Source organism: Paraburkholderia acidisoli (genome assembly GCF_009789675.1).
Classification (GTDB): Bacteria; Pseudomonadota; Gammaproteobacteria; order Burkholderiales; family Burkholderiaceae; genus Paraburkholderia; species Paraburkholderia acidisoli.
In genome coordinates this window covers 472,115-493,227 of the sequence record NZ_CP046915.1, presented here as the reverse complement: position 1 = coordinate 493,227, position 21,113 = coordinate 472,115, and the positions used below count along the sequence as shown (strand labels likewise).

General features: G+C 66.6%; 21 protein-coding genes. 9 read left to right on the top strand and 12 right to left on the bottom strand.

Annotated features, from left to right (window positions below):
* The first annotated feature begins 143 nt into the window (after positions 1 to 143).
* On the top strand, positions 144 to 368 hold the full coding sequence (locus FAZ98_RS24400) for a hypothetical protein (protein WP_158954879.1): 225 nt from the start codon (positions 144 to 146) through the stop codon (positions 366 to 368).
* Here the strand turns inward: FAZ98_RS24400 and FAZ98_RS24395 are convergent.
* The gene (locus FAZ98_RS24395) at positions 365 to 1,162 is read right to left on the bottom strand and encodes a phosphate/phosphite/phosphonate ABC transporter substrate-binding protein (protein WP_158956472.1); all 798 of its coding nucleotides are present in this window, start codon (positions 1,160 to 1,162) and stop codon (positions 365 to 367) included. The two genes, FAZ98_RS24400 and FAZ98_RS24395, sit on opposite strands and share 4 nt — an antisense overlap.
* A 162-nt stretch (positions 1,163 to 1,324) precedes the next feature.
* Here FAZ98_RS24395 and FAZ98_RS24390 point away from each other — a divergent pair, with 162 nt between their 5' ends.
* The 5 genes from FAZ98_RS24390 to phbB all read left to right on the top strand — a co-directional run bounded on the left by FAZ98_RS24390 (position 1,325) and on the right by phbB (position 6,981).
* Entirely contained in the window at positions 1,325 to 2,329 is a 1,005-nt protein-coding gene (locus FAZ98_RS24390) for a fatty acid desaturase (RefSeq protein ID WP_233272939.1), read from the top strand.
* A 289-nt stretch (positions 2,330 to 2,618) separates the two neighbouring features.
* Positions 2,619 to 3,629, top strand: coding sequence for a DNA-binding protein (locus FAZ98_RS24385; protein ID WP_158954875.1), 1,011 nt, complete (start codon positions 2,619 to 2,621; stop codon positions 3,627 to 3,629).
* Positions 3,630 to 4,038: 409 nt separating this feature from the next.
* On the top strand, positions 4,039 to 4,662 hold the full coding sequence (phaP, locus tag FAZ98_RS24380; RefSeq protein WP_158954873.1) for a TIGR01841 family phasin: 624 nt from the start codon (positions 4,039 to 4,041) through the stop codon (positions 4,660 to 4,662).
* A gap of 203 nt (positions 4,663 to 4,865) precedes the next feature.
* Positions 4,866 to 6,047 carry an acetyl-CoA C-acetyltransferase gene (locus FAZ98_RS24375; protein ID WP_158954871.1) on the top strand — a complete coding sequence of 394 codons (1,182 nt, stop codon included), beginning with the start codon at positions 4,866 to 4,868 and terminating at the stop codon, positions 6,045 to 6,047.
* A gap of 190 nt (positions 6,048 to 6,237) precedes the next feature.
* Positions 6,238 to 6,981: an acetoacetyl-CoA reductase gene (gene phbB, locus FAZ98_RS24370; protein WP_158954869.1), complete on the top strand. Its 744-nt coding sequence runs from the start codon at positions 6,238 to 6,240 to the stop codon at positions 6,979 to 6,981.
* Positions 6,982 to 7,134: 153 nt separating this feature from the next.
* Here the strand turns inward: phbB and FAZ98_RS24365 are convergent, their stop codons facing one another.
* From FAZ98_RS24365 to FAZ98_RS24320, 10 genes are all read right to left on the bottom strand, one after another.
* Positions 7,135 to 7,824 carry an SDR family NAD(P)-dependent oxidoreductase gene (locus FAZ98_RS24365; RefSeq protein ID WP_158954867.1) on the bottom strand — a complete coding sequence of 230 codons (690 nt, stop codon included), beginning with the start codon at positions 7,822 to 7,824 and terminating at the stop codon, positions 7,135 to 7,137.
* Between the two features lie 10 nt (positions 7,825 to 7,834).
* Positions 7,835 to 8,638, bottom strand: a complete 804-nt coding sequence (locus FAZ98_RS24360; RefSeq protein WP_158954865.1) for a DeoR/GlpR family DNA-binding transcription regulator — start codon at positions 8,636 to 8,638, stop codon at positions 7,835 to 7,837.
* Between the two features lie 147 nt (positions 8,639 to 8,785).
* A complete protein-coding gene (locus FAZ98_RS24355) occupies positions 8,786 to 10,009 on the bottom strand; it encodes a sialidase family protein (RefSeq protein ID WP_158954863.1) in 1,224 nt (407 codons plus the stop codon).
* A gap of 55 nt (positions 10,010 to 10,064) precedes the next feature.
* Positions 10,065 to 11,474: a sodium:solute symporter family protein gene (locus tag FAZ98_RS24350; protein ID WP_158954861.1), complete on the bottom strand. Its 1,410-nt coding sequence runs from the start codon at positions 11,472 to 11,474 to the stop codon at positions 10,065 to 10,067.
* A 114-nt stretch (positions 11,475 to 11,588) separates the two neighbouring features.
* Positions 11,589 to 13,958: a 4-hydroxythreonine-4-phosphate dehydrogenase PdxA gene (pdxA, locus tag FAZ98_RS24345; RefSeq protein WP_158954859.1), complete on the bottom strand. Its 2,370-nt coding sequence runs from the start codon at positions 13,956 to 13,958 to the stop codon at positions 11,589 to 11,591.
* Complete coding sequence (locus FAZ98_RS24340; protein ID WP_158954857.1) at positions 13,955 to 15,124, bottom strand: iron-containing alcohol dehydrogenase; 1,170 nt, start codon at positions 15,122 to 15,124, stop codon at positions 13,955 to 13,957. The genes pdxA and FAZ98_RS24340 overlap by 4 nt, the downstream gene beginning before the upstream one ends.
* Positions 15,125 to 15,181: 57 nt before the next feature.
* Complete coding sequence (gene dapA, locus FAZ98_RS24335) at positions 15,182 to 16,069, bottom strand: 4-hydroxy-tetrahydrodipicolinate synthase (protein ID WP_158954855.1); 888 nt, start codon at positions 16,067 to 16,069, stop codon at positions 15,182 to 15,184.
* A 125-nt stretch (positions 16,070 to 16,194) separates the two neighbouring features.
* Positions 16,195 to 17,346 (bottom strand): porin, encoded by a 1,152-nt coding sequence (locus FAZ98_RS24330; protein WP_158954853.1) that lies wholly within the window; start codon positions 17,344 to 17,346, stop codon positions 16,195 to 16,197.
* Between the two features lie 365 nt (positions 17,347 to 17,711).
* On the bottom strand, positions 17,712 to 18,089 hold the full coding sequence (locus FAZ98_RS24325; RefSeq protein WP_158954851.1) for a DUF3022 domain-containing protein: 378 nt from the start codon (positions 18,087 to 18,089) through the stop codon (positions 17,712 to 17,714).
* Between the two features lie 29 nt (positions 18,090 to 18,118).
* Entirely contained in the window at positions 18,119 to 18,286 is a 168-nt protein-coding gene (locus FAZ98_RS24320) for a hypothetical protein (protein ID WP_158954849.1), read from the bottom strand.
* Between the two features lie 82 nt (positions 18,287 to 18,368).
* Between FAZ98_RS24320 and FAZ98_RS24315 the strand changes: the two genes are divergently transcribed.
* From FAZ98_RS24315 to FAZ98_RS24305, 3 genes are all read left to right on the top strand, one after another.
* Entirely contained in the window at positions 18,369 to 18,980 is a 612-nt protein-coding gene (locus FAZ98_RS24315; RefSeq protein WP_158954847.1) for a hypothetical protein, read from the top strand.
* Positions 18,977 to 19,201: a hypothetical protein gene (locus FAZ98_RS24310; protein WP_158954845.1), complete on the top strand. Its 225-nt coding sequence runs from the start codon at positions 18,977 to 18,979 to the stop codon at positions 19,199 to 19,201. Before FAZ98_RS24315 ends, FAZ98_RS24310 begins: the two co-directional genes overlap by 4 nt.
* A 257-nt stretch (positions 19,202 to 19,458) precedes the next feature.
* Positions 19,459 to 19,899: a hypothetical protein gene (locus FAZ98_RS24305; protein WP_158954843.1), complete on the top strand. Its 441-nt coding sequence runs from the start codon at positions 19,459 to 19,461 to the stop codon at positions 19,897 to 19,899.
* A 225-nt stretch (positions 19,900 to 20,124) separates the two neighbouring features.
* Here the strand turns inward: FAZ98_RS24305 and FAZ98_RS24295 are convergent, their stop codons facing one another.
* Entirely contained in the window at positions 20,125 to 21,009 is an 885-nt protein-coding gene (locus FAZ98_RS24295; RefSeq protein ID WP_158954841.1) for a LysR family transcriptional regulator, read from the bottom strand.
* Positions 21,010 to 21,113 lie beyond the last annotated feature (104 nt).

Below are 21,113 nucleotides of genomic sequence, written 5' to 3'. Positions count from 1 at the left end.
CGGCCTCACCACGCGCTTCACAGCGCTTTCGAACACGGCGTGAAGCCGTTCCTCGCCTTCACGGCGGGCGCGGCGGTGAACGAGGTGATTGGCTATCTGCTTTCGGCGCAGGTGTTCGCGTCGTTCTGGTCGGCGCTCGGCCAATGAGCGCCGCCGTGCTCGCCGTGGCCCACGACGCGTGCACGCGTTGCGCGTGTTGGGCCGATGATCGCGCGCTGCTCGAAGCGCGCATCGCGGGGCTCGCGTCGTTCGGCTCGGCGTGGGGCGCGACCGTGGGCGCGAGCCGCCTGTGCCTGCATCACGACCGGCTCACCACGCCCGAGGATCGTTGCGCGGCGTTCCTCGCGCGCGACGGAAACGCACGTTAGCGCAGTTCGGGGTAGCCTTGCTCGCCCGCGGCGAGCGCGAGGGTTTCGATCTCCGCGTAAGCGCCGGGCGTGAGCCGCGCGAAGCCACGCAGGCGCAATTCGCGCGCGCGCGCCGGGCTGGTGGCATGGGCCGTATCGAGCGCGTCGCGCAATGCTTCGAGATCCGAATCATCGAGCGACTTCGCTGCGATCAGCGGCAAGCCGGGCGCATCCACGGTCATGCCAATCTCGCGCACATGGCGCAGCGGCTCGAACCCGGCATCGCGCAACAAGGCCAGCGTGACGCAATCGATGGCGCCCACGTCGGCGTCTTGCGCGGCGAGCGCGCGCAGCGTGGCGGCATGCGAGCCTGTCCATGTGACCGAGCTGAAGAAAGGCCGGGATTGCGCGAGCGGTGCCACGGCGTGACGCAGCGCATTCATGCCGCTGTGCGAGTCGATGCTATTCGCGGCCGCGCGCAAACCGCGGCACGCTTCGAGCGTCGTTGCGCCGTTGCGCCATGCCGCGTTCGACACGACGATCACGCTGCGATAACGCGGGCCTTCGCAGCCCGGGGCCTCGAAGATCGGCGTGGCCACGAGCTGCGCATCGCGCTCCAACCCCAGCATGCGATACGGGAAGCCGCAGGTCTGCGACAGCAGCAAATTCGCGTCGCGCCAATGCGGCAGCAGCGCGCCTTCGGGCGACGCGATCACGCTGACCTCGCGCGGCCCGCGCGCATCGGCGAACGCCTTTACACAGTCGTGCAACAACGCGCGCCATCGCGCCGTGTGATGCGGCGTGACGTTGTACATCGGCAAAGAAGCGGTCCAGCGGGCGGGCGAGTTCATACACGCATTTTACGTGGATGAGGCTCGCGTCGTGCATTGCATACGAAGTGAAGCGGCAACGAATAAGCAAATGCCAATCCGTTGGTTGGCGCGCGGTTCGGGCCTGGTTATCGTGAGCGCTCGGTGATGGTTCGTGGTCCGTATCGTCACGAACGCGGAACTGACGACATGGCCGAATATTTCGATGCAGATCACGCGCGCGACATCGCCGCGCTCGGCAAACGCTTCGCCGCGCGTACGCAGTGGCCCACGTGGCTCCTTATCGCCGTGATCTATGGCGGCTGGCTCGGCGTGCTGACGGGTTTGCACGCAGGCCATCTTTCCCTGCCAGCGGCCACGCCGCTACTGATCGTGTTGTGCGCGTGGCATATGTCGCTGCAGCACGAACTCATTCATGGGCATCCCACTCGCCTGGCCGGCGTGAACATGGCGCTCGGCTGGCCGCCGCTCGCGGTGTGGTTCCCGTACACGCTGTATCGCGAGAGCCACATGGCGCATCACCGCGACGAAGCGCTGACGGTGCCCGGCATCGACCCCGAAACGAATTACGTGCTGCCCGCACGCTGGACGCGCCTGCCCCGCTGGCAACGCGTGCTGTGGCGCGCGCGCAAGAGCTTCGTCGGGCGCATGGTGATCGGGCCGCCGATGGCGGTGGGGACGATGCTGACCGGCGCGGCGAAAACGGCGCGAACGGGCGATACGCGTCACTTGCCGATGTGGCTCGCGCACGTTGCGGCGGTCGCGTTGCTGCTCGCCGCGGTGCAGCGTTACGCGGGCGTGCCGTGGTGGTTCTATCTCGTGGCGATCAGTTGGCCCGCGCTCGGGCTGGCGATGGTGCGCTCGCTCTACGAGCATCGGGCGGCGTCGTCGCCGAAGGCGCGCATCGCCATCAACGAGGCGGGCATCGTCATGCGGTTGCTATATCTGAACAACAACTACCATCTCGTGCATCACGATTTGCCGGGGCTGCCGTGGTTTCATCTGCCGCTCGCGTACCGCTTGCGGCGCGACGACTATCACGACAAATGCGGCGGCTTCGTGATCGACGGCTATGTGGCGCTGCTGCGTCGCTATGCATGGCGCGCCACCGACGCGCCCGCGCACCCGTTCTACGATGGTGCCGCGCGGTAAGCTTCGCGGCGTTTCGTGGCGTACCGGGTGTTGGCGCGACGAGGGTGGCGGCCGGCGCTCCCCTATCGGGCGCGACGGTGACCGGTGGCTCGGCGCGCCGTTGCGCATTCGACGAGCCACGCTCGTGGTGCTTCGCGATCTCAGGCCGATTTCGAGCGAATGGCGGCCGATTAGAACAGCTTTGTCCGGCCGCAACCGGGCTTTCAATTTGGCGTTGGCGGTTCGCAATAGTAGAAATTGAGCGATTTACGTTGTAATGTTCGCCCATTCGAAATTGCACGCCTGCCTCATGTCCGAAGCCGTTCCCGACGAAGTCCGCCTCAACGCCGAAATCGAGCGCCTCAAAGCCGAGTTCCCGAAGACCCGCGAACTCTACCGCGAAGTTTGCGCGCTGATGTTCTTCCGCTTCGGCATTACGCCCACCGCCAACCGGCTCTATCAGCACGTGCGCCGCGGCAGCATGAGCACGCCCACGGCCGTGCTCGGCGAGTTCTGGGCCGAGTTGCGCGAGAAAAGCCGCGTGCGGATCGAGCACGCCGATCTGCCCGTGGAGTTGCAGGGCGCGGCGGGCGAACTCGTCGCGGCGCTCTGGCAGCGTGCGGCGGCAACGGCGCGCGATTCGCTCGGTGCGTTGCGCGAGGAAGTCGAAGCCGCGCGGCAGGCCGCCGAAGCCGCCGTGGCCGCCACGCGCGCCGATCTCGCGCACACGGAGCAGGCGCTCGAGCAGCGCACGGCGGCACTGCTCACGGCGCAGGTGCGCATTCAGGAACTCGAGCAGGCGCAGGCCGCCGCCGAGGCGACGCGCAGCGCGCTCGAAGCGGAATTGGCGCGCTCGCAGCAGAGCCAGCGCGAGCGCGACGCGGCGCTCACCCAGGCGCGCGCCGATTTCGCCGCGGAACTCGACAAGCTGCGCGCTAGCGCCGAACTCGCGGAAACGCGCTTGCAGGCCGCCGAAAAGCGCGCGTTGCTCGAAATCGAACGCGAGCGCACGGCCAACCTGCGCTTGCAACGCGAAACCGATGCCGCCACGCAGCGCGCCGCGCGTGCCGAGGAAAGCGCGCGCGCGGAGATCCAGGGCTTGCAGGCCCAGCTCGGCGATATGCGGCACCAGGCCGGCATGCTCGAAGGCCGGCTCGACGCGTTGCGCGCCAGTCACGACGCGCAGGCGCGCGAGCTGGACGCCGCGCGCGAGCGGGCGGCGGTGGGGGCGCCGGCTGTGCGGCGCGCGCCGCGACGCACGGGGCGCGTGGCGACCGAGGCGGCGAAGCCGGTGCGGGCTGTGCGGAAGGGGAAGGGTTGAGGGGGCGGTGTTGGGTGGGGCGAAACAATCGTCGCGGTGCGCATTCACTCCGATATGCGAAATTGCGCGCTTGTCGTGGGTGAAGGATCGCGACGATTTAGCGCGCAACGCCAAAGCCGTTAATCCATGAAAATGCATGGATCGATTTTGTACAGATAACGCGCGATTTAAATAGCATTAATCCTTCCCTTAAACGTTGCCAGACAACTGCAAGAACCAAACCCGAATCGGTGTCATAAGGGAAATCCCCTAATTGTGTGGCGCACAAAATTGTCAAAATTCTGCCTTAGAATGACTGCTCTAAATTGATGACGGCGATGAAGCAATCTGCATAAATCGCACGCAGCCGTACATCATGCCTTCGGGGGTTGGCGCTTTATTCAGTAAGACTAACCAAGGAGCATTGCTGATGTCCGTTTCCGCACCCGAATCATTCCGCGCGAATTACCAGGCCGGTATTGCCACGTTTCTCGCATTTGCCCAGCCGCTGTTTCAAGGCTGGCAGGCCGTTATCGACCTGAACCTGCAAACGAGCAAGGCGGCGCTGGCGGAAAGCGAATCCACGCTCAAGGGCGCGCTGCAGAGCAGCAACCCCGCCGAATTCGTGACCCAGCAAGTGGGCGCGTCGCAGCACGCCGTCGCCAAGGCCGTCTCGTACGGTCAGCACCTCGCCGAAATCGCGTCGCACACGCAGCAAGCGCTGGTCGAAGCCGCGCAAACGCAATCGGGCGAGCAGGGCCAGCGTTTCAAGGCCGCGTCTGAAGGCTTCGCCCCGTTCGTTGGCCCGTTCACCGCGCCCTTCGCGCAGTACGGCCAGCAGGCGCCGCTCGGTGCCGACGCCTTCATCGCCGCGATGAACTCCAGCATCGCCGCGTTCAACAACGCCGCCGAAACCATGCGCGGCGCGACCCGTCAAGCCATCGAAACGGCGCAAAGCGGTTTCCAGAACGCGGCGGCGTCGGCTCAAGCCGCGACGCAACAAGCGACCCAAGCCGCGCAAGCCACGGCAGCCAAGGCAAGCGCGAAGGCTTGATCGGCTCCCGGGCCGGGTAGCGCAGGCCAGACCGGCCAGGTCGGCCGTTCGCCTCGCATCCCGGCAAAGTCCAGGCTACGTATCGATATCACCCGGGCATGCCCGCCCGCCATCGTCCTCACCGGTCGATGGCGCGGCGCGGTGTCGCTCGCGGATTCGCAGCATCGATTTCCACACGCGTATCAACAAAGCAGGAGCTAAGCATGACTGACATTGTGATCGTTTCGGCCGCACGCACGGCGGTTGGCAAATTCGGCGGCTCGCTGGCGAAGATTCCCGCGCCGGAGCTCGGCGCCATCGTCATCAAGGCCGCGCTCGAGCGCGCGGGCGTCAAGCCCGAGCAGGTCAGCGAAGTCATCATGGGTCAGGTGCTCACGGCCGGTTCGGGCCAGAACGTGGCGCGCCAGGCGTCGATCAAGGCGGGGCTGCCCGCCTCGGTGCCGGCGATGACCATCAACAAGGTCTGCGGCTCGGGCCTGAAGGCCGTGATGCTCGCGGCCAACGCGATCCTGGCCGGCGACGCCGAGATCGTCGTTGCGGGCGGCCAGGAAAACATGAGCGCCGCGCCGCACGTGCTGCCGGGCTCGCGCGACGGCTTCCGCATGGGCGACGCGAAGCTCGTCGACACCATGATCGTCGACGGTCTGTGGGACGTGTACAACCAGTACCACATGGGCCAGACGGCGGAAAACGTCGCGAAGGAATACGGCATCACGCGCGAGCAGCAGGACGCATTCGCCGCGCTCTCGCAGAACAAGGCGGAAGCCGCGCAGAAGGCGGGCCGTTTCGCCGATGAAATCGTGCCGGTGCAGATTCCGCAGCGCAAGGGCGACCCGCTCGTGTTCGACACCGACGAATTCGTGCGTCACGGCGTGACGGCCGAATCGCTCGCGGGCCTGAAGCCGGCGTTCAACAAGGAAGGCTCGGTGACGGCGGCGAACGCCTCGGGGCTCAACGACGGCGCGGCGGCGGTCGTGGTGATGTCGGCGAAAAAGGCCGAGGAACTGGGTCTGAAGCCGCTGGCGCGCATCAAGGCGTACGCGAACGCGGGCGTCGATCCGAAGATGATGGGCATGGGTCCGGTGCCGGCGTCGAAGCGCGCGCTGGAGCGCGCGGGCTGGACGCCGAACGATCTCGACCTGATGGAGATCAACGAGGCGTTCGCGGCGCAGGCGCTGGCCGTGAACAAGCAGATGGGCTGGGACACGTCGAAGATCAACGTGAACGGCGGGGCGATTGCGATCGGTCACCCGATCGGCGCGTCGGGCTGCCGGATTCTGGTCACGCTGCTGCACGAAATGCAGAAGCGCGACGCGAAGAAGGGCCTGGCGTCGCTGTGCATCGGCGGCGGCATGGGCGTGGCGCTCGCGGTCGAGCGCGGCTAGGCAGTCGCCGCAAGAGCCGCTTTTTTCGGTAACGAGAAATCAAACCGGATCGCCGCGCCACCCCGGCGTGGCGATCCCTTGCAGTTGCAACGCGCAATATCAGCAGTTGAATAAAACCCGCGCGATTTCACGCCTTGTCGTCAACAACAAGGCGCCCTTCATTGACGTAAAACTCACGCGGATAGACAGGATGACTAATCGAATTGCATTGGTGACGGGCGGCATGGGCGGCCTCGGCGAAGCCATCAGCATGAAGCTGCACGACGCGGGCTATCGCGTCGTCGTGACGCATTCACCCGATAACGCGGGCGCGCAGGACTGGCTCGCGCGCATGCGCGCGACGGATCGCGAATTTCACGCCTATGCGATGGACGTGGCCGACTACGACTCGTGCCAGCGCGGCGCGACGAAGATCCAGAGCGAGATCGGCCCCATCGACATACTCGTGAACAACGCCGGTATCACGCGCGACATGACGTTCCGCAAGCTCGACAAGGTGAACTGGGACGCGGTGCTGCGCACGAATCTCGATTCGATCTTCAATATCTCCAAGCCGCTCTGCGACGGCATGGTCGAGCGCGCGTGGGGCCGTATCATCAATATCTCTTCGGTGAACGGCTCGAAAGGGTCGGTGGGCCAGACCAACTATGCGGCCGCGAAGGCGGGCATGCACGGCTTCACGAAGTCGCTCGCGCTCGAAGTGGCGCGCAAGGGCGTGACGGTCAACACGATTTCGCCGGGTTATCTGGCCACGAAAATGGTGACGGCGATTCCGCAGGACATTCTCGACTCGAAAATCCTGCCGCAGATTCCCATGGGCCGTCTCGGCAACCCGAATGAAGTCGCGGCGCTCGTACTGTTTCTGTGTTCGGAGGACGCCGGTTTCGTCACGGGCGCGAATATTCCGATTAACGGCGGCCAGCATATGCAGTAAATCGGCGGCATTGAGCCGCGAGCAATTGCGCTTGTCAGGCTACTTTTGTGCAAATCATTCGTACGATTGAAGCCTGAATAAAAAATCGCCAGAAACGTTATTGCGTTTCTGGCGATTTTCATTTGCAAACGTGTTTAACGCGGCGCAGCGTATTTAAAGCGAACTCCCGCCGCAAATCATGATCTGCTGCCCGGTAATTGCTCCGGCCTGCGGCCCGAGCAGATACGCCACCATCGAAGCCACTTCCTCCGCGCGCACATACCGGCCGATAGGCGGCAGCACGGGCGCGCTCGAGGTGCGCTGCGGGTCCTTGAGCATGGGTGTTTCCGTGGCGGCGGGCGAGACCACGTTCACGGTGATGCCGCGCGGCGCGAGTTCCATCGCCCACGAGCGTGCCATGCCCACCATGGCGGCTTTCACACCGGCGTACTGGCTGCGCCCCGCCGCGCCGCCCGACACGCGGCTGCCGATCAGCACGATGCGCCCGCCCGCGCGCATGACGGGCACGAGCGAGTCGGCCAGCGCCGCAGCCGCGGCCACGTGCAAACGCCACATGGCCTCGCCGCTCGCCGCGTCGAGTTCGCCAAGGCGCGCGGTTTGCATGAAGCCCGCCGCGTGCACGAGGCCGTCCACTGCGCCGAGGCGCGCCGCCAGGGGCACGATGGACGCCGTATCGCCGAGATCGGCGGCTTCGTGCGTGAAGCGTGCGTCATGCAAATCGGGCGCGCTACGGCTCACGCCGATCACAGCGTGGCCCGCGTCGAGCAAATGCCGCGCGATCGCGTAACCAATGCCCGAGCTGGCGCCCGTGACGACAAAACGTTGCTGGCTTGCGTGGTTCATAAGAGCGATTTCAGTGCGATAGCGCCATGCCCGCTCCGCTCGCCGCCACCGCGATCGCTTCGATCGTCACGCCCGCGAGATCGCGGAACGGCTGCAAGCCGGCGTGCGAGGCGTTCGCGTCGGTGATGAGCGTCCACGGTTTGTCGATGGGCGCCCAATGCTGCTGGCTGTCGCGGTTGAGTTTGTCGGCGGTCACGAGCACATAGAGGCTCGCGGCCTGGCGCATCAAACATTCCTTGAGGTAAGCCTGGTCGGCGGTCGCTTCGCAGAGGCCGCGGCCGGGCACGACGCCGTCGGCGCCGAGAAAGGCCTTATCGACGGTCACGCGCGTGAGCGCCAACTGGGCGATGGGACCGAGCGTGCTCATGCTCGACTCGCGCACCTCGCCGCCGATCAGCGTGAGCGGCACGTTGCTCGCGGCGAGCGCCTGCACGACGAGCAGGTTGTTGGTGACCACGCGCACGTCGTGGCGGCCCGCGCTGGCGAGCGCCCGCGCGAGCGCGGCCGTGGTCGTGCCGCTGTCGAGAAAGATCGTGTCGCCCGCCTGGACGTGCGCGGCCGCCGCGTGGCCGATCGCGTCCTTCTCGGCCTGGAAGCTCTGGCGCCGCTGCTCGAGCGATTCCTCGGGCGCATGCGTGCTCACGGAAGCGGCGCCGCCGTAGGTGCGCAAGATCAGCCGCTCGTCCGCGAGCGCGCGCAGATCGCGGCGCACGGTGGCCTCCGACATGCCGAAGTGTTCGCACAACTCGGACACTTCGGTCATGCCGGAGAGAACGGCCTGGAGCATGGCTTCACGGCGGCGGGCTACTTTCATGGACGATTCGAGGTTGGGTTCGGGACGTCGCCCCGCAGCGAGGCAAACGGCGTGGACAATCCGGCGCGCACGTAGTTTATCCACTTTCCGCTGCCGGTTCCGCTGCACTTTGCCCATGGCGCGGGATCTCGTCGGCGTCTCACGCGCTTACACGCTTGCGTGCGCCGCGCCGGCGTCCTGCGTCGCCGCGCTGGCCCAGTCCTCCGTCACGCTCACGTACTTGATGCGCTGGCGGAAGTACGTGTAAGCGATATGCAGGCGGCCGTCGGGCGACTGCGCGATCGACGGATACGAGAACTCGCGGTTGAGCTTGTCCGTGGAGTTATTCGTCATGCAGTAGCCATCGCCGGTTTCGAGGTTGCGCAGCACGGGCCATGTGCGGCCGCCGTCGCTCGAAATGGCGAGCGTCATCGGTGCGCGCGGCGCGCCCCAGAACGCGGTGCCGTGCGCCGAGGCCGCCTGCGTGACGAGTTCGCCGCTGTCTTCGGCGTCTTCGATGTCGTCGTAGAGCGAGGCGCGGCGTTCCTTGCTTTGCGCCGCGCTGCTCGCGTTGAACACGAGGCCGAGATGGCCGTTCGCGAGCGCGACGAACTGGATCGACGAATTGTTGTTCGGCAACGCCAGCGCTTCGGGCGCGCTCCACGCGATGCCGTCGCGCGAACGGCTCGCGTGGATATGGTCGGCCCAGCGGCTGCGGTAGAGCGCGAGCAGCGTGCCGTCAGCGAGCGTCTGGATGTTCATGTGCACGCAGCCCACGCTGCCGGGCACGGCGTGTTCGCGCCAGCTCGCGCCGCCGTCGGTCGAGCGCATCACCACGCTCACGTCGTCGTTGCCCGACCAGCGCTCGCCCGGCTGCACGCGGCACAGGAACACGGGGCACAGCCACGCGCCGTCGCGCGCCACCACGATGGGCTGACGCACGAAGGTGCCCGGTTTGTCGAACAGCGTGTCGATGGCGCCCCACGTGCGCCCCTGGTCCTTCGAAATGCGCCGGCGCACGATGGAGGTGTTCTGGTGGCCGGAAAGCTGCGCCGTGTAGATGAGCCAGAGGTCGCCGTTGGGCGCGGCGAACAGCACGGGGTTCTGCTCGGAGCGCGTGGCGTCCTCGGAGAGGCGCACGGGTTCGCTCCACGTTTCGCTGCCTTTTTCGAGGCGCGAGCAATAGATCGAGATGTCGGGCACGCCTTCCTGGGTGCCGCCGAACCACGCGCACAGCACGTCGCCGTTGGCGAGCGCGAGCAGGTTGGCCGCGTGGCATTGCACGGTCGCGGCGGGCAGATAGGCGTCGGTGCGCGCGGCGTCGCCGGCGGCCGCGTGCAGGCGGCCGGGCATCGTAAACGCGGCGTCGGGCAGGGTGGAAACAGTCGTCATGATGAATTCCTTGATTGCTGGGCGAGGGCGCAATGCGGGGCGCAATACCGCGCGCTTACGAGTCCGTATGCGCGACGCGCCGGGCATTGTTGTTCGCCGAAGGCGTGAGCAGCTTGTCGATGACCATCACGATCGCGGGGCTGACGAGCGCCACGTACATGTTGTCGATACCGAGCGGATTGCCGAGCACGTACCAGACCGTGGTGGCGAGCGTGGCGACCACGAGCGCCCAGATCGCGCCGCGGTTGCTGTTGAAGAAGGGCAGATAGATGCCGATGAGCGCGACCACTGTCACCGAAAGACGCAGCGCGCGCGTGAAGAACGAGAGCGCGAGAATCTGCGGCACGAACAGCACGAAGATCAGCGGCAGGAAGCCCACGACGAACGAGATCATGCGCGTGGCGCGCAGTTCGCGCTCCGGCGTCGGGCGATAACGCGGCACGTAGAAGTCCTTCACGATCAGCGAGGCGATGGCGAGCGCCACCGTGCTCACGCTCACGAAGATCGACGCCACCAGCGAGACCGTGACCACGCCCGAGAGCAGCGGGTTCATGTGCTGCAGGAAGATCGGCAGCGCGTAGAGGCTCTTGATGTTCGGGAACAGGAACTTGGCCGCGACGCCGAGAAAGCCGAGCGCCAGCGCGATGGGAATGCACAGCGCGCCCGCGATCAGCGTGGAGTTGCGCGCGTCTTCCGCCGACTTCGCGCCCGAGATAGCCTGAATGATGAACTGCGTGGAGAAGATCGCGCCCGCCGTGCCGATGATCCATGCGCCAATCGTGCCGCCGCTCAGCGCGCCGTTCCAGGTGAAGTATTTTTCGGGCATGGCGTGCATCATCGGGGCGATGCCGCCTGTCATCGACAACGCGACCCACACGAGAATGCCGATGCCGATGAGCTTCACCGCGCTATGCAGGATCGTTACGTACGCCACGCTTTTCAGGCCGCCCCACGCGAAGTAGATCGTGGAAACGATCGCGGTGATGAACGCCGCGGTGGGCAGATTCACGCGCATCACGGTGGAAATGGCCGCCGCGCCGCTCACGTAGTTGCCCACGTTCACGATGAAGAGCGCGTAGATCATGATCGCCGAGACCACGAGTTTCGCCGCCTTGCCGTACTTCTGCGCGATGAAGCCCGAGATGGTGAATTCGCCCGAGCGATACAGGCGTTTCGCCATGAAGAGGCCGAAGAACAGGAAGCCGATGGAGGCCGAAATCACCGACCACGACGCCGCGATGCCGACATTGAACGCTTCCTGCGAGGTGCCGATGGTGGACTTCGCGCCGATGTATTCCGACATCAGCAGAATGGCGATCACGACGGCGGGCGTGGAGCGGCCCGCGACCATGAACTGCTCGGTGGTCTTGCTGCGCAGCCGGATGCTGATCCAGGCCGTGACGACGATGTACACGACCACCATCGCAATGATGACGGTGGTGTCCCACGCGGTGAAGTGATTCATCTTGTGTCTCCGATTGTTGTGTACTCAACGAACGCACGCGAATCCGCCTGCGATTGCCCGCCCGGCGCACCGGGCACGCTGTGCACGCGGCGCGCGCGGGCGTCGCGCGATGCGTCAGGCGGCGTGGACGGCGCGGCGCGTAGCGAGGTCTTGTGCCTGCTTGAGCGCTTCGAGCATGCTGCGTTCGTCGGCGATGCCGGTGCCCGCGATATCGAACGCGGTGCCGTGGTCGACCGAGGTGCGGATCACGGGCAAACCAACCGTGACGTTCACGCCCGCTTCGAGACCCATCACCTTCACGGGGCCGTGGCCCTGGTCGTGATACATCGCCACGACCACGTCGAAGTCGCCGCGGCCGGCGCGGAAGAACAGCGTGTCGGCGGGCAGCGGGCCTTCCACGTTCCAGCCGCGTTCGCGCAGCACGGCCACGGCCGGCATGATCTTTTCCTCTTCCTCGCCGTAACCGAACAGGCCGTTTTCGCCCGCATGCGGATTGATCCCGCACACGCCGATACGCGGGTTCTCGATCCCCGCGCGCACCAGCGTGTCGTGCGCGCGTTCGATCGTGCGCTGCACGAGGCCCGGTTCGATCTTGCGGATGGCGTCGAGCAAACCGATATGGGTGGTCACGTGGATCACGCGCAGCTTGGGCGCGACGAGCATCATCGACACTTCGGGAATGCCGGTGAGGTGCGCGAGCATTTCCGTGTGGCCGGGGAAGATGTGGCCGCCCGCGTGCAGCGCTTCCTTGTTGAGCGGCGCGGTGCAGATCGCGTCGAGTTCGCCGGCCGAGGTGAGTTCGACGGTGCGCGCGATGTACTGGTAGGCGGCGTCGCCGGCCACGGGCGAGAGCTGGCCGTAGGGCAGCGCTGCGGGAATCAGGTCGAGGTCGATGCAGTCGACCACGCCGGGCTGGAAACGCGCGTCGGCGGGCGTGGCGATCGACCGCACTTCGAGCGAGACGCCGGTGCGCTGCGCCGCGTCGACGAGACGCTTCGCGTCGCCGATCACGAGCGGGCGGCAGCCGTCGTACACCGACTGGTGCGCGAGGCTCTTCATGATGATTTCCGGGCCCACGCCGGCGGCATCGCCCATCGTGATGCCGATTACGGGACGATAAGTCATGGCTTCCTCGTTGCTCAATGCGCGGGTTGCGCTGGATTCGGTGGATCGGGGGGAGTCGGGTTGCGCGTGGGCGAGCCGCCGCCACGCGCGATAAAGCGTATCGGGCGCGCCGAAGCCGCCCGCCTTGGTGACGACGGGCAAGACGCGCGCCGTTCCGGTGGCGGCCATCAGCGGCACGCCGGGTTCGAGTTCTTCGAGCACGCGCAGTGACTGCACGCCCATGGCCGCGAGCAGCGCGCGCGCCGTTTCGCCGCCCGTGGCGACGAGCGCGCCCGCGTGCGCGGCGGCGGGCGCGAGGCGCTCCGCGAGCTGGCGCGCGAGTTGATCGCCGATAGCGGCGCTTGCGCGCTCCGCCTGGTTCATCGCCACCACCACGTGACGGCCGCGCATCAGCGCATTCGCCACGCGCGTGCCGAGCGTGAGTGAAGCGGGGCTCACGGGATCGAGCAGCGCGGCGACATCAACACTGAAGTATTCGAAAGCCGCGGCGGCTTCGCCGCGCAACGCCTCGATCTGCGCGTGCGAGACGCTCGACATGCTGCCGACCACGACGAGCACGCCGCGCGGATGGTTCGCGTGGCGCGCGTGATTCGATTGACGCGCAGGCATGATCGTTGCGGACGCAACCGCTTGCTCCGTGCGGGTTTCATCGCCGCAAAGCGCGCCGATCAGCGTTTGCGCGAGACCCGCCGAGCCCACCCAGAACACGCCGTCGAGCGCGGCCGACGCTTGCGCGACGATGCGCAGATCGTCGTCGGTGGCGCTGTCGCAAATCACGGCGTTCACGCCTTGCGTGCGATACGCGTCGAGCCGCGCGCGCAATGCGCTCACGCCTTCGCGCACGGCGTGCGTATCGACATGCGCGACGTTCAGACCGGCGTCGGCGAGCATGGCGGGCACGTCGCCGCTGCCCGCGATGCCTTCGTTGCGCCACACTTCGGTGGCTTCCACCGGCGTGCCGTGCACGAGCAGATGGCCGTTCACCACGGTGCGGCCCGCTTCGGGCAGCGCGGGCGCGACGATCGCCATGCCCGCGTGCGCCGCGAGCGCGGCCACTTCGGCGGCCACGTTGCCGCGTAGCGTCGAGTCGATCTTCTTGTAGAGACGCCGGTCGGCCGCGTGCGCGCGCCACGCGTTCGCGTTCGCCGTGGCCGCCGCGGCGTGCGTCGCGCGGCGCGTGTCCGTGTCGATGGCGAGCACGTCGGCGCTGGCGGCTTCGGTGGCGACGGCGGCACTCGCGAGCGCGTGCGCAGCGTCGAGGCACACCACGCTCGTCAGCCCGCGATGCGTGCATTTCACGGCGCAGTCGGCGGTGCCGGAGAGGTCGTCGCCGAGAATCAGCAGACGCGGCGTGTTCATGGCAGCAGGCGCGCGTAAATCGACTTGATGTCGTCGAGGCTCAACGCCTTCGGGTTGTTGCCGAGCAGGCGCTTGACCTTCGCGGCGGCGACCGAGAGCGCGTCGAGATGCGTTTCCGAAACGCCGAATTCGCGCAGATCCTGCGGGATCGCGAGCGCCGCCGTCCACTCGCGCAGGCGGGCGAGGAACTTGTCGGCGGCGGCCTGTTCGCTGTCGTCGTGTTGCGCGATGTTCAGCGCGTGCGCGACGGTGGCGAGGCGGCCGACGATAGCGTCGAGATTGAACGCCATCACGTGCGGCAGCAGCATCGAATTGGCCACGCCGTGCGTGATGTTGAACATGCCGCCAAGCGGGTACGCGAGCGCGTGCACGGCCGCCGTGCCCGCCGCCGTGAGCGCGAGGCCGCCGTACATCGAGCCGAGCATCATGGCTTCGCGCGCCTTGAGCGAATGGCCGTTCTCGTAGGCTTCCACGAGGTTCGCGCCGATCAGGCGCATCGACTCCATCGCGAACATGTCGCTGATGGGGTTGGCCTTGGTCGAGATATACGACTCGAGCGCGTGAATGAACGCGTCCATGCCGGTGGCCGCGGTGATGGGCCTGGGCAGATCGAGCGTGAGCGTGGCGTCGAGAATCACGAGCTGCGGCAGCAGGTGGCGGCTCACGATACCCACTTTCAGTTCCTCGTCGGGCAGCGTGACGATGGCGTTGGGCGTGACTTCGGAGCCGGTGCCCGCCGTGGTCGGCACGAGAATGAGCGGCACGCCCGGCGCCTTGATGAGGTCGATGCCGAGCCATTCGCGCAGCGGCTGGTCGTTGGTGAGGCGCACGGCGAACAGCTTGGCGGCGTCGAGCACGCTGCCGCCGCCGATCGAGAGCACCGCGTCGGGCTTGAACGGTTCGATCTGGCCGCGAAACACCGTCTCCACGTTTTCGATGGTCGGCTCGGGTTGCACGTCGCGCACGATCAGCACTTCGATGTCTTTCGCTTCGAGCGCCGCGACCACGCGCGCGGCCACGCCTGTCTCCTCCATCACGGGCTGCGTGATGAACGCGACGCGGCGCACGGGCGTGTCGAGCAGCGCGAGTTTTTCGGGCAACTGCGCGAGGCTGTGGGCGCCGTGCACGACGTGCTTGACGGTCTGGAAGTGATAAACGGGGTTCATGGCGTGAGTCTCGGTTTCGGCGATGTGGCGGTGTTCGTCAGGGCTTCGATAACAAGGTCAGGCGACGCGCGGATAGATCGCCAGCGCCTTGGCGAGCTTCTCGCGCGTGGCGGCGTCGAGCGCCTGAGCGGGTGCGCGCGCCGGGCCGGCCGGCATGCCGAGCATGGCGGCGGCGGTCTTGAGCACGACCGGCATGGTGCCGAGCGCGAACGCGTCGCGCAGTGCGCGCAGCGATTCCTGCGCGCGGCGCGCGGCTTCGATCTCGCCAGCCTGGAAGTGATTCCAGATCGACATGACGACGTCGGGCACGGCGTTCGTCGTGGCGGCCACGGCGCCGTCGCCGCCCGCGATGAGCGTCCACAGGATCATCGAGTCGGTGCCGGTGAACACGGCGAAGTCGTCGCGGCGCAGGTTGATGAGCTGGAGCAGGCGGTCGAAGTCGCCGCCGCTGTCTTTAATGCCGCGAATGTTCGGAATCTCGGCGAGACGGCGCACCGTATCGACGGTCAAGGTAATGCCGGCCTTGGCGGGAATCGTGTACAGCATCACGGGCAGCGGCGTTGCGCGCGCGATGCGTTCGTAATGCGTGAAGAGTTCCGCTTGCGTCGCGCCGTTGAAATACGGCGTGATGACCGAGAGCGCGTCCACGCCCGCGTCCTGCATCTTCGCGTTGAGGGCGATCACGTCGCGCGTGGCGTAGGCGCCGGTGCCCGCGATCACGGGCACGCGCGAACGCGCCTGGTCGACGGCAATGCGCGCGATGCGCAGCTTTTCCGCTTCCGAGAGCGCGATGAACTCGCCGTTGGTGCCGAGCACGAACAGCGCATGCACGCCCTTTTCGATGAGGCGCTCGACGAGGGTGCGCAGGCCCGCTTCGTCGACTTCCTCGTCGGCGGTCATCGGGGTGATGAGGGCAGGGACGATGCCCCGGAAATTCACTGTCATGCTCGTATCTCCACTTCGCCGTCGCGCGGCGGTTCTTTGGCACACTGCGTGCATTGTCGCGCCGTGCGACGGAGGGGGCGGCGCTCGCCTCGAACGCCGCCGGGTTTCAGTCTGCGTTCACCGGCTCAGAACTTGTGACGCAGCCCCACTGCCGCGACGATCTGGTGCGAATTGCTCGACGCCGTGATCGGCCAGAGCGCCGCCACGGCGGCCTTGCCGGTCGAATCCGTGCCGCTCGCGTGCTGGTAGGCGGCCGTGAGATAGACGTCGGTGCGCTTCGAGAACAGATAGTCGCCGCCGAGGTTGAACTGGTTATAGTGCGCGTCGCCCGCGCCGTGGCTGTTGGTGTAGTCGTACGCCACGCCGAGCAGCACGGACGGCGTGAACTGATAGTTGAAGTTGACTTCGGCGTTGTCGAACACGGCCGTGGCGTTGCGGTACGCGGCGAGCGGCGCCGCCGCGGCGCCCGAGCCGAGATCCTCGAAGCGCGAATTCGAATACGCGAGACCGAACTTCGCCCGGCCGAACGTGTAGTTGCCCGCCACCGACGCCACGCGCTGCGTGCGCGCCGAGGTGTAGCCGGAGAAGATCGGCGAGTTGTTCGGCGAGATCGCGGCCGAGCCCGCCGTGCCGTCCCACAGCGCCGTGTTCGGGCGCGAAGTGTCGATATACGACACGCCCACCGCGAGCGGCCCTTGGTTGTAACCGGCCGCGACGCTCCAGATGCGGTTGTTGTTGAAGTCGCCCGCCGTGCCGCCGAAGCTGAACAACGCACCCGCGCGGAAGCCGTGATAGCTCTGGCTCAGGAACTTCACGCTGTTGCTGATACGCGAGTTGACGTAGAGGTTGTCGGTGTCGCCGGGATGCGCGCCGATGCCGCCCGCCCACTGGTTCGACGCCGCGAGCGGCCCGAGAAAGTCCGCCGACGGTTCGTTCTGGCGGCCCAGCGTGACCGTGCCGTACGGCGTGGCGGCGCCCACCCACGCGGCGCGGCCGAACATGCGGCCGTTCTGGCCGAGCGTGCCCGCCGTGCTGCTGAAGCCGTTTTCGAGCTGGAAGATGGCCGCGTAGCCGCCGCCGAGATCTTCCGCGCCCTTCAGGCCCCAGCGGCTGCCGGATTCGACGCCGCTCGACATCTGGTAGTTGTCGGCGCCTTTCTGGTTGTTCGTGTACACGAGCGAAGTGTCGATCAAACCGTAGAGGGTGACATTGCTCTGCGCATGCGCGCCGATCGCGACGCCCAACAAGCCAAGCAATGCGGTGGACCTTCTCATCATCTGTGGTGTCTCCGGCAGGTTTTTATTTGACTGATTCGATCAGTATTGCGGTGCTGCGGCCATGCCGATGCGGCTGGAATGACCGTTTGCGTCATCTTATTTGAGCGAAACGCGCGTTTCAACCGAGGGAAAACCCCGAATTATGATTGAATCGATCATTTAAAAGGCTCGAACAGCCGCTGCGCGGCGCGCTGTCCGGCCTGTCGACGGGTAATTCGCACTTGGGGGAAGGGACGGTGGCGGACTCAGTCAGGCGCATCAATGCGCGAATCGATCATTTTCGTAGGAGTTTGATTGCCGATTGCGCGAAACCCGAGCGGGCGGGCCAGCGCGTTGCACGCTGACCACGGCGCGGAAGGATGGCGTTACTGGAAAGCGGGGCGCGTGTCGAATTCGGTGTCGGAGATCGCGAGTTCGAATGCGCACTCGCCGTCATGCGCGGGCGGACGTTCGGCCTCGAATCGTTCGCGTACGCGCTGCCGCAGGCGCTGTTGAACCTCGACGCGGCGTGCGGTGTCGAGCGCCGCGTAGCGGTCGAGTTGCGCGCGCGTGAAGCGCAGCGTGGCGGCGCAGCGGGCGTCGAGCGTGGTATCGCGATGCGACTCCACGACCCACGAGATTTGCAGGAAGACGGTCTCGCCCTCGTCGACGAGGCTGATGGCGGGCCGTTTAGGCGAGTCGAAAACATCCACCATGGCAAGCTGGATTTCCTCGACGCGTTGATCGAAGTCGAAGGTTTTCATGAGCGTTCCTCATTGAGTCGGACAAGGCTTCAGCGCATCGCGCATACCGCAGGCATGCGAAGCCGCACGTAATCGTCGGGATCGTCAAACAGGCACACGCGATGCGCTTTATTGCAGGCGAGCCGGTTTGCCATCGTCGGCGCAACCATCGTCGGCACGAAACGGTTGTACGCATCGCACGAGACGGCACGGCGCATGCGGGAATGGCGTCATGGATGGCAGCACAACAATCGCGTGACGCAGCGAGCGCCCGGACGTCGAGGGCCAAAGGAGGGAGTCATGTCACTGATCGTAGCGAGTCGCTTCACGACGCTGCACGATGCGGAGGTGGCGGTCGAGAAGTTGCAGGCCAATGGTTTCGTTCACGAAGATGTCGCCTCGTTCTATGTGAATCCGGGCGGCCAGCATGCGCGTTTTCCGGTGGGCGGTGACGAATTCGCCGACCCGGGCGCGCGCAAGTCGTCGCTGGGCGCGGCAACGGGGGCGGCGGCGGGTGCCGTGGTCGGTCTGATCGTCGGCGTGCTGTTGTCGTACGTGCTGTTCCGGTCATTGCTGGTATTGGCGGTGGCGGCGGGCGTGGGCGCCTACGTCGGTACGCTGGGCGGCGCGCTGTGGCAGACGCGCGGCGGCGGCAAGACGGCGGAGCGCGAGGTCGATCACAGCGACCTCGGCCATGAACCCGACGGCACGCCCAAGGCGCGCGAGTCGGGCGTGCTGGTGGCCGTGCATGTGAGCCCGGGCACGCAGCAGACGGCGGCGCAGGTGCTGGGCGCGGCGGGCGGGATGGAGATCGAGCGCGCCGACGGCCGCTGGCAGCAAGGCCATTGGGCCGATTTCGACCCGACGCGCACGGTCCAGCCGCTGCGCGCGGCGGAAGGAGGCGCACGATGAAACCGGGCAACGTCGAGCCGCATACGAAGCGTCCCCAGCATGAGGGCAGCGAGCCGGTGGGGCGCAACGAGTCGCACGACACGCGTTCGGTCGGCCGGCAGGCGCAGCGCGATCTCGAACGCGGCTTGCAGGACACCGACCGGCGCGGTGGCGACGACTATCAGCGGCGCACCGGCGGGAGTTCGCCGGACAATGGCAGTACACCCAAAGAGCGGCACTAGCCGCCGATGACGGGGGTTTAGCGCGTCGCCCTGTTCGTCCGGTTTGCCCGGACGGGCAGGGCGTTTTTGTCGAAGGGTTGGGACGATGCTTTTTGCTTTATTTCGTGCGCTAGCGCACAGCCGTTACGCCGATAGCCGAAAATAATCTCGCCGCCGCCCTGTCGTAATGCGGCGACTTGCCGTTAACCCGTACGACCGGAGCCGCCAGCCGGGCGTGCGTGCAATCACAAGAGCAACAACAGCAAGACGAACAGACAGTGGCAACCGAACTCATCGAAACACCGGCCGTCGCGGCCATCGAGCACGTGGAGCGAGGCGTTGCCGAACGCCTCGAAGCGATGCCGGCGCAGGTGTCGGCGCTCGTGGACAAAGTGCAGGGCGCGCGGACCGCGCCGGTCAAACCGCGCGTGCTGGCGGCCATGCGCCTGCGCGTGCCGCATTTGATCCTGCTCGCGGTGGCGGCGGGTTGCATCGTCGCGTTCGCATGGTGGCTCGACGCCACGCTACGCCCCGCGCTGGCCGCGCGCCAGCGCCATGAATTCAATGCGCAGAACGTGCAGCGCGGTCTGGACAATACCCACGTGGCGCCCGAAGCCTGCGTGACGAGCAGCGTGCAGTGGTGCGGGGCGATCGGCGTGATGGTGGCGCATGCGCAACCGGCGGCGGTGGGGTGCATGGGGCGTGGTGGGGCTTGCTGAAGCACTCGCGTTGCCAGCGTCGCGTACGCCCGTTCTTGACCTCTGTTTTTGGCGTTTCTCGCTGCTGCCATCGTTGATGGCATGACGCTCGAGGCGACGGCCTGGATTCACGATCTCGTCGTGGTCACGCGCGACGTAGGCGATTTCGCGGGCACGGGTGTTCGCTCGCTCAATCCGTTCGACGCCTGACGGTCCCGGCCGGCAACGCCTGTCACATCGTCGCCCTCACATCCCCGCCCCCGTCTCCCCCATCACCTCGCGCACCCACCGGTGCGCCGGCGCGCGATGCGTGCGCTCGTGCCACACCATCGTCTTCGTAAAGCCCGGGATGGCCAGCGGCGGCTCCACGATCTTGAGCCCCTGCAACCCGTGCGCGAGCCGCGACGGCACCACCGCGATCAGGTCGCTGGTCGAGAGGATCTCGGGTAGCACCAGAAAGCTGTTCACCGACACCGTCACGCGCCGCGAGCGCCCAATGCGCGCGAGCGCTTCGTCGGTGACGCCGCGCAGGCTGCCGCCCGTGTACGACACGAGCGCGTGATCGAGCGTGCAAAAGCGTTCGAGCGTGAGCGGCTGCGCCGCCGCCGGATGATCGGTGCGCATCACGCACACGTAGCGCTCCTCGAAGAGATGGCGCGCGTGCAGGTCGGCCGGCGTGGTCTCGGGCGTGATGAGCGCGATGTCCACGTTGCCGCTCTCGAGTTGCGCGCTCAGGCGCTCGTGCTGCACCGGCACGACCACGGCGCGAATGCCGGGCGCCGTTTCGCGCAGCCGCGCGAGAAACGGCACGACGAGCGCACGCAGCGCGTAATCCGTCGAGGCAATCGTGAAGGTCAGTTCCGCCGTCTCGGGCACGAAGGCCTGCGGTTGCATCATCTGTTCGATGTCGCTGAGCACCTGCTTGAGCGGCACGGCCAGTTGCAGCGCGCGTTCGGTCGGCACAATGCCACGTTGCGTGCGCACGAACAGCGGATCGTCGAAACTCTCACGCAGACGCGTGAGCATCGCGCTCACCGCCGGTTGCGTGAGCGACAGGCGTTGCGCGGCGCGCGTGACGTTGCGTTCGTCGAGCAAGGCGTCGAGCGCCCGCAAGAGATTCAGGTCTAGCATGCTGATATCAGCCTAACTGATGGCGACGCCGTCATTATGCGGCGAAAGTGATGTCAGCGAGGCGCGAGCCGAATCCGGTCCAATCCGTATCGAACGAGGAAAGC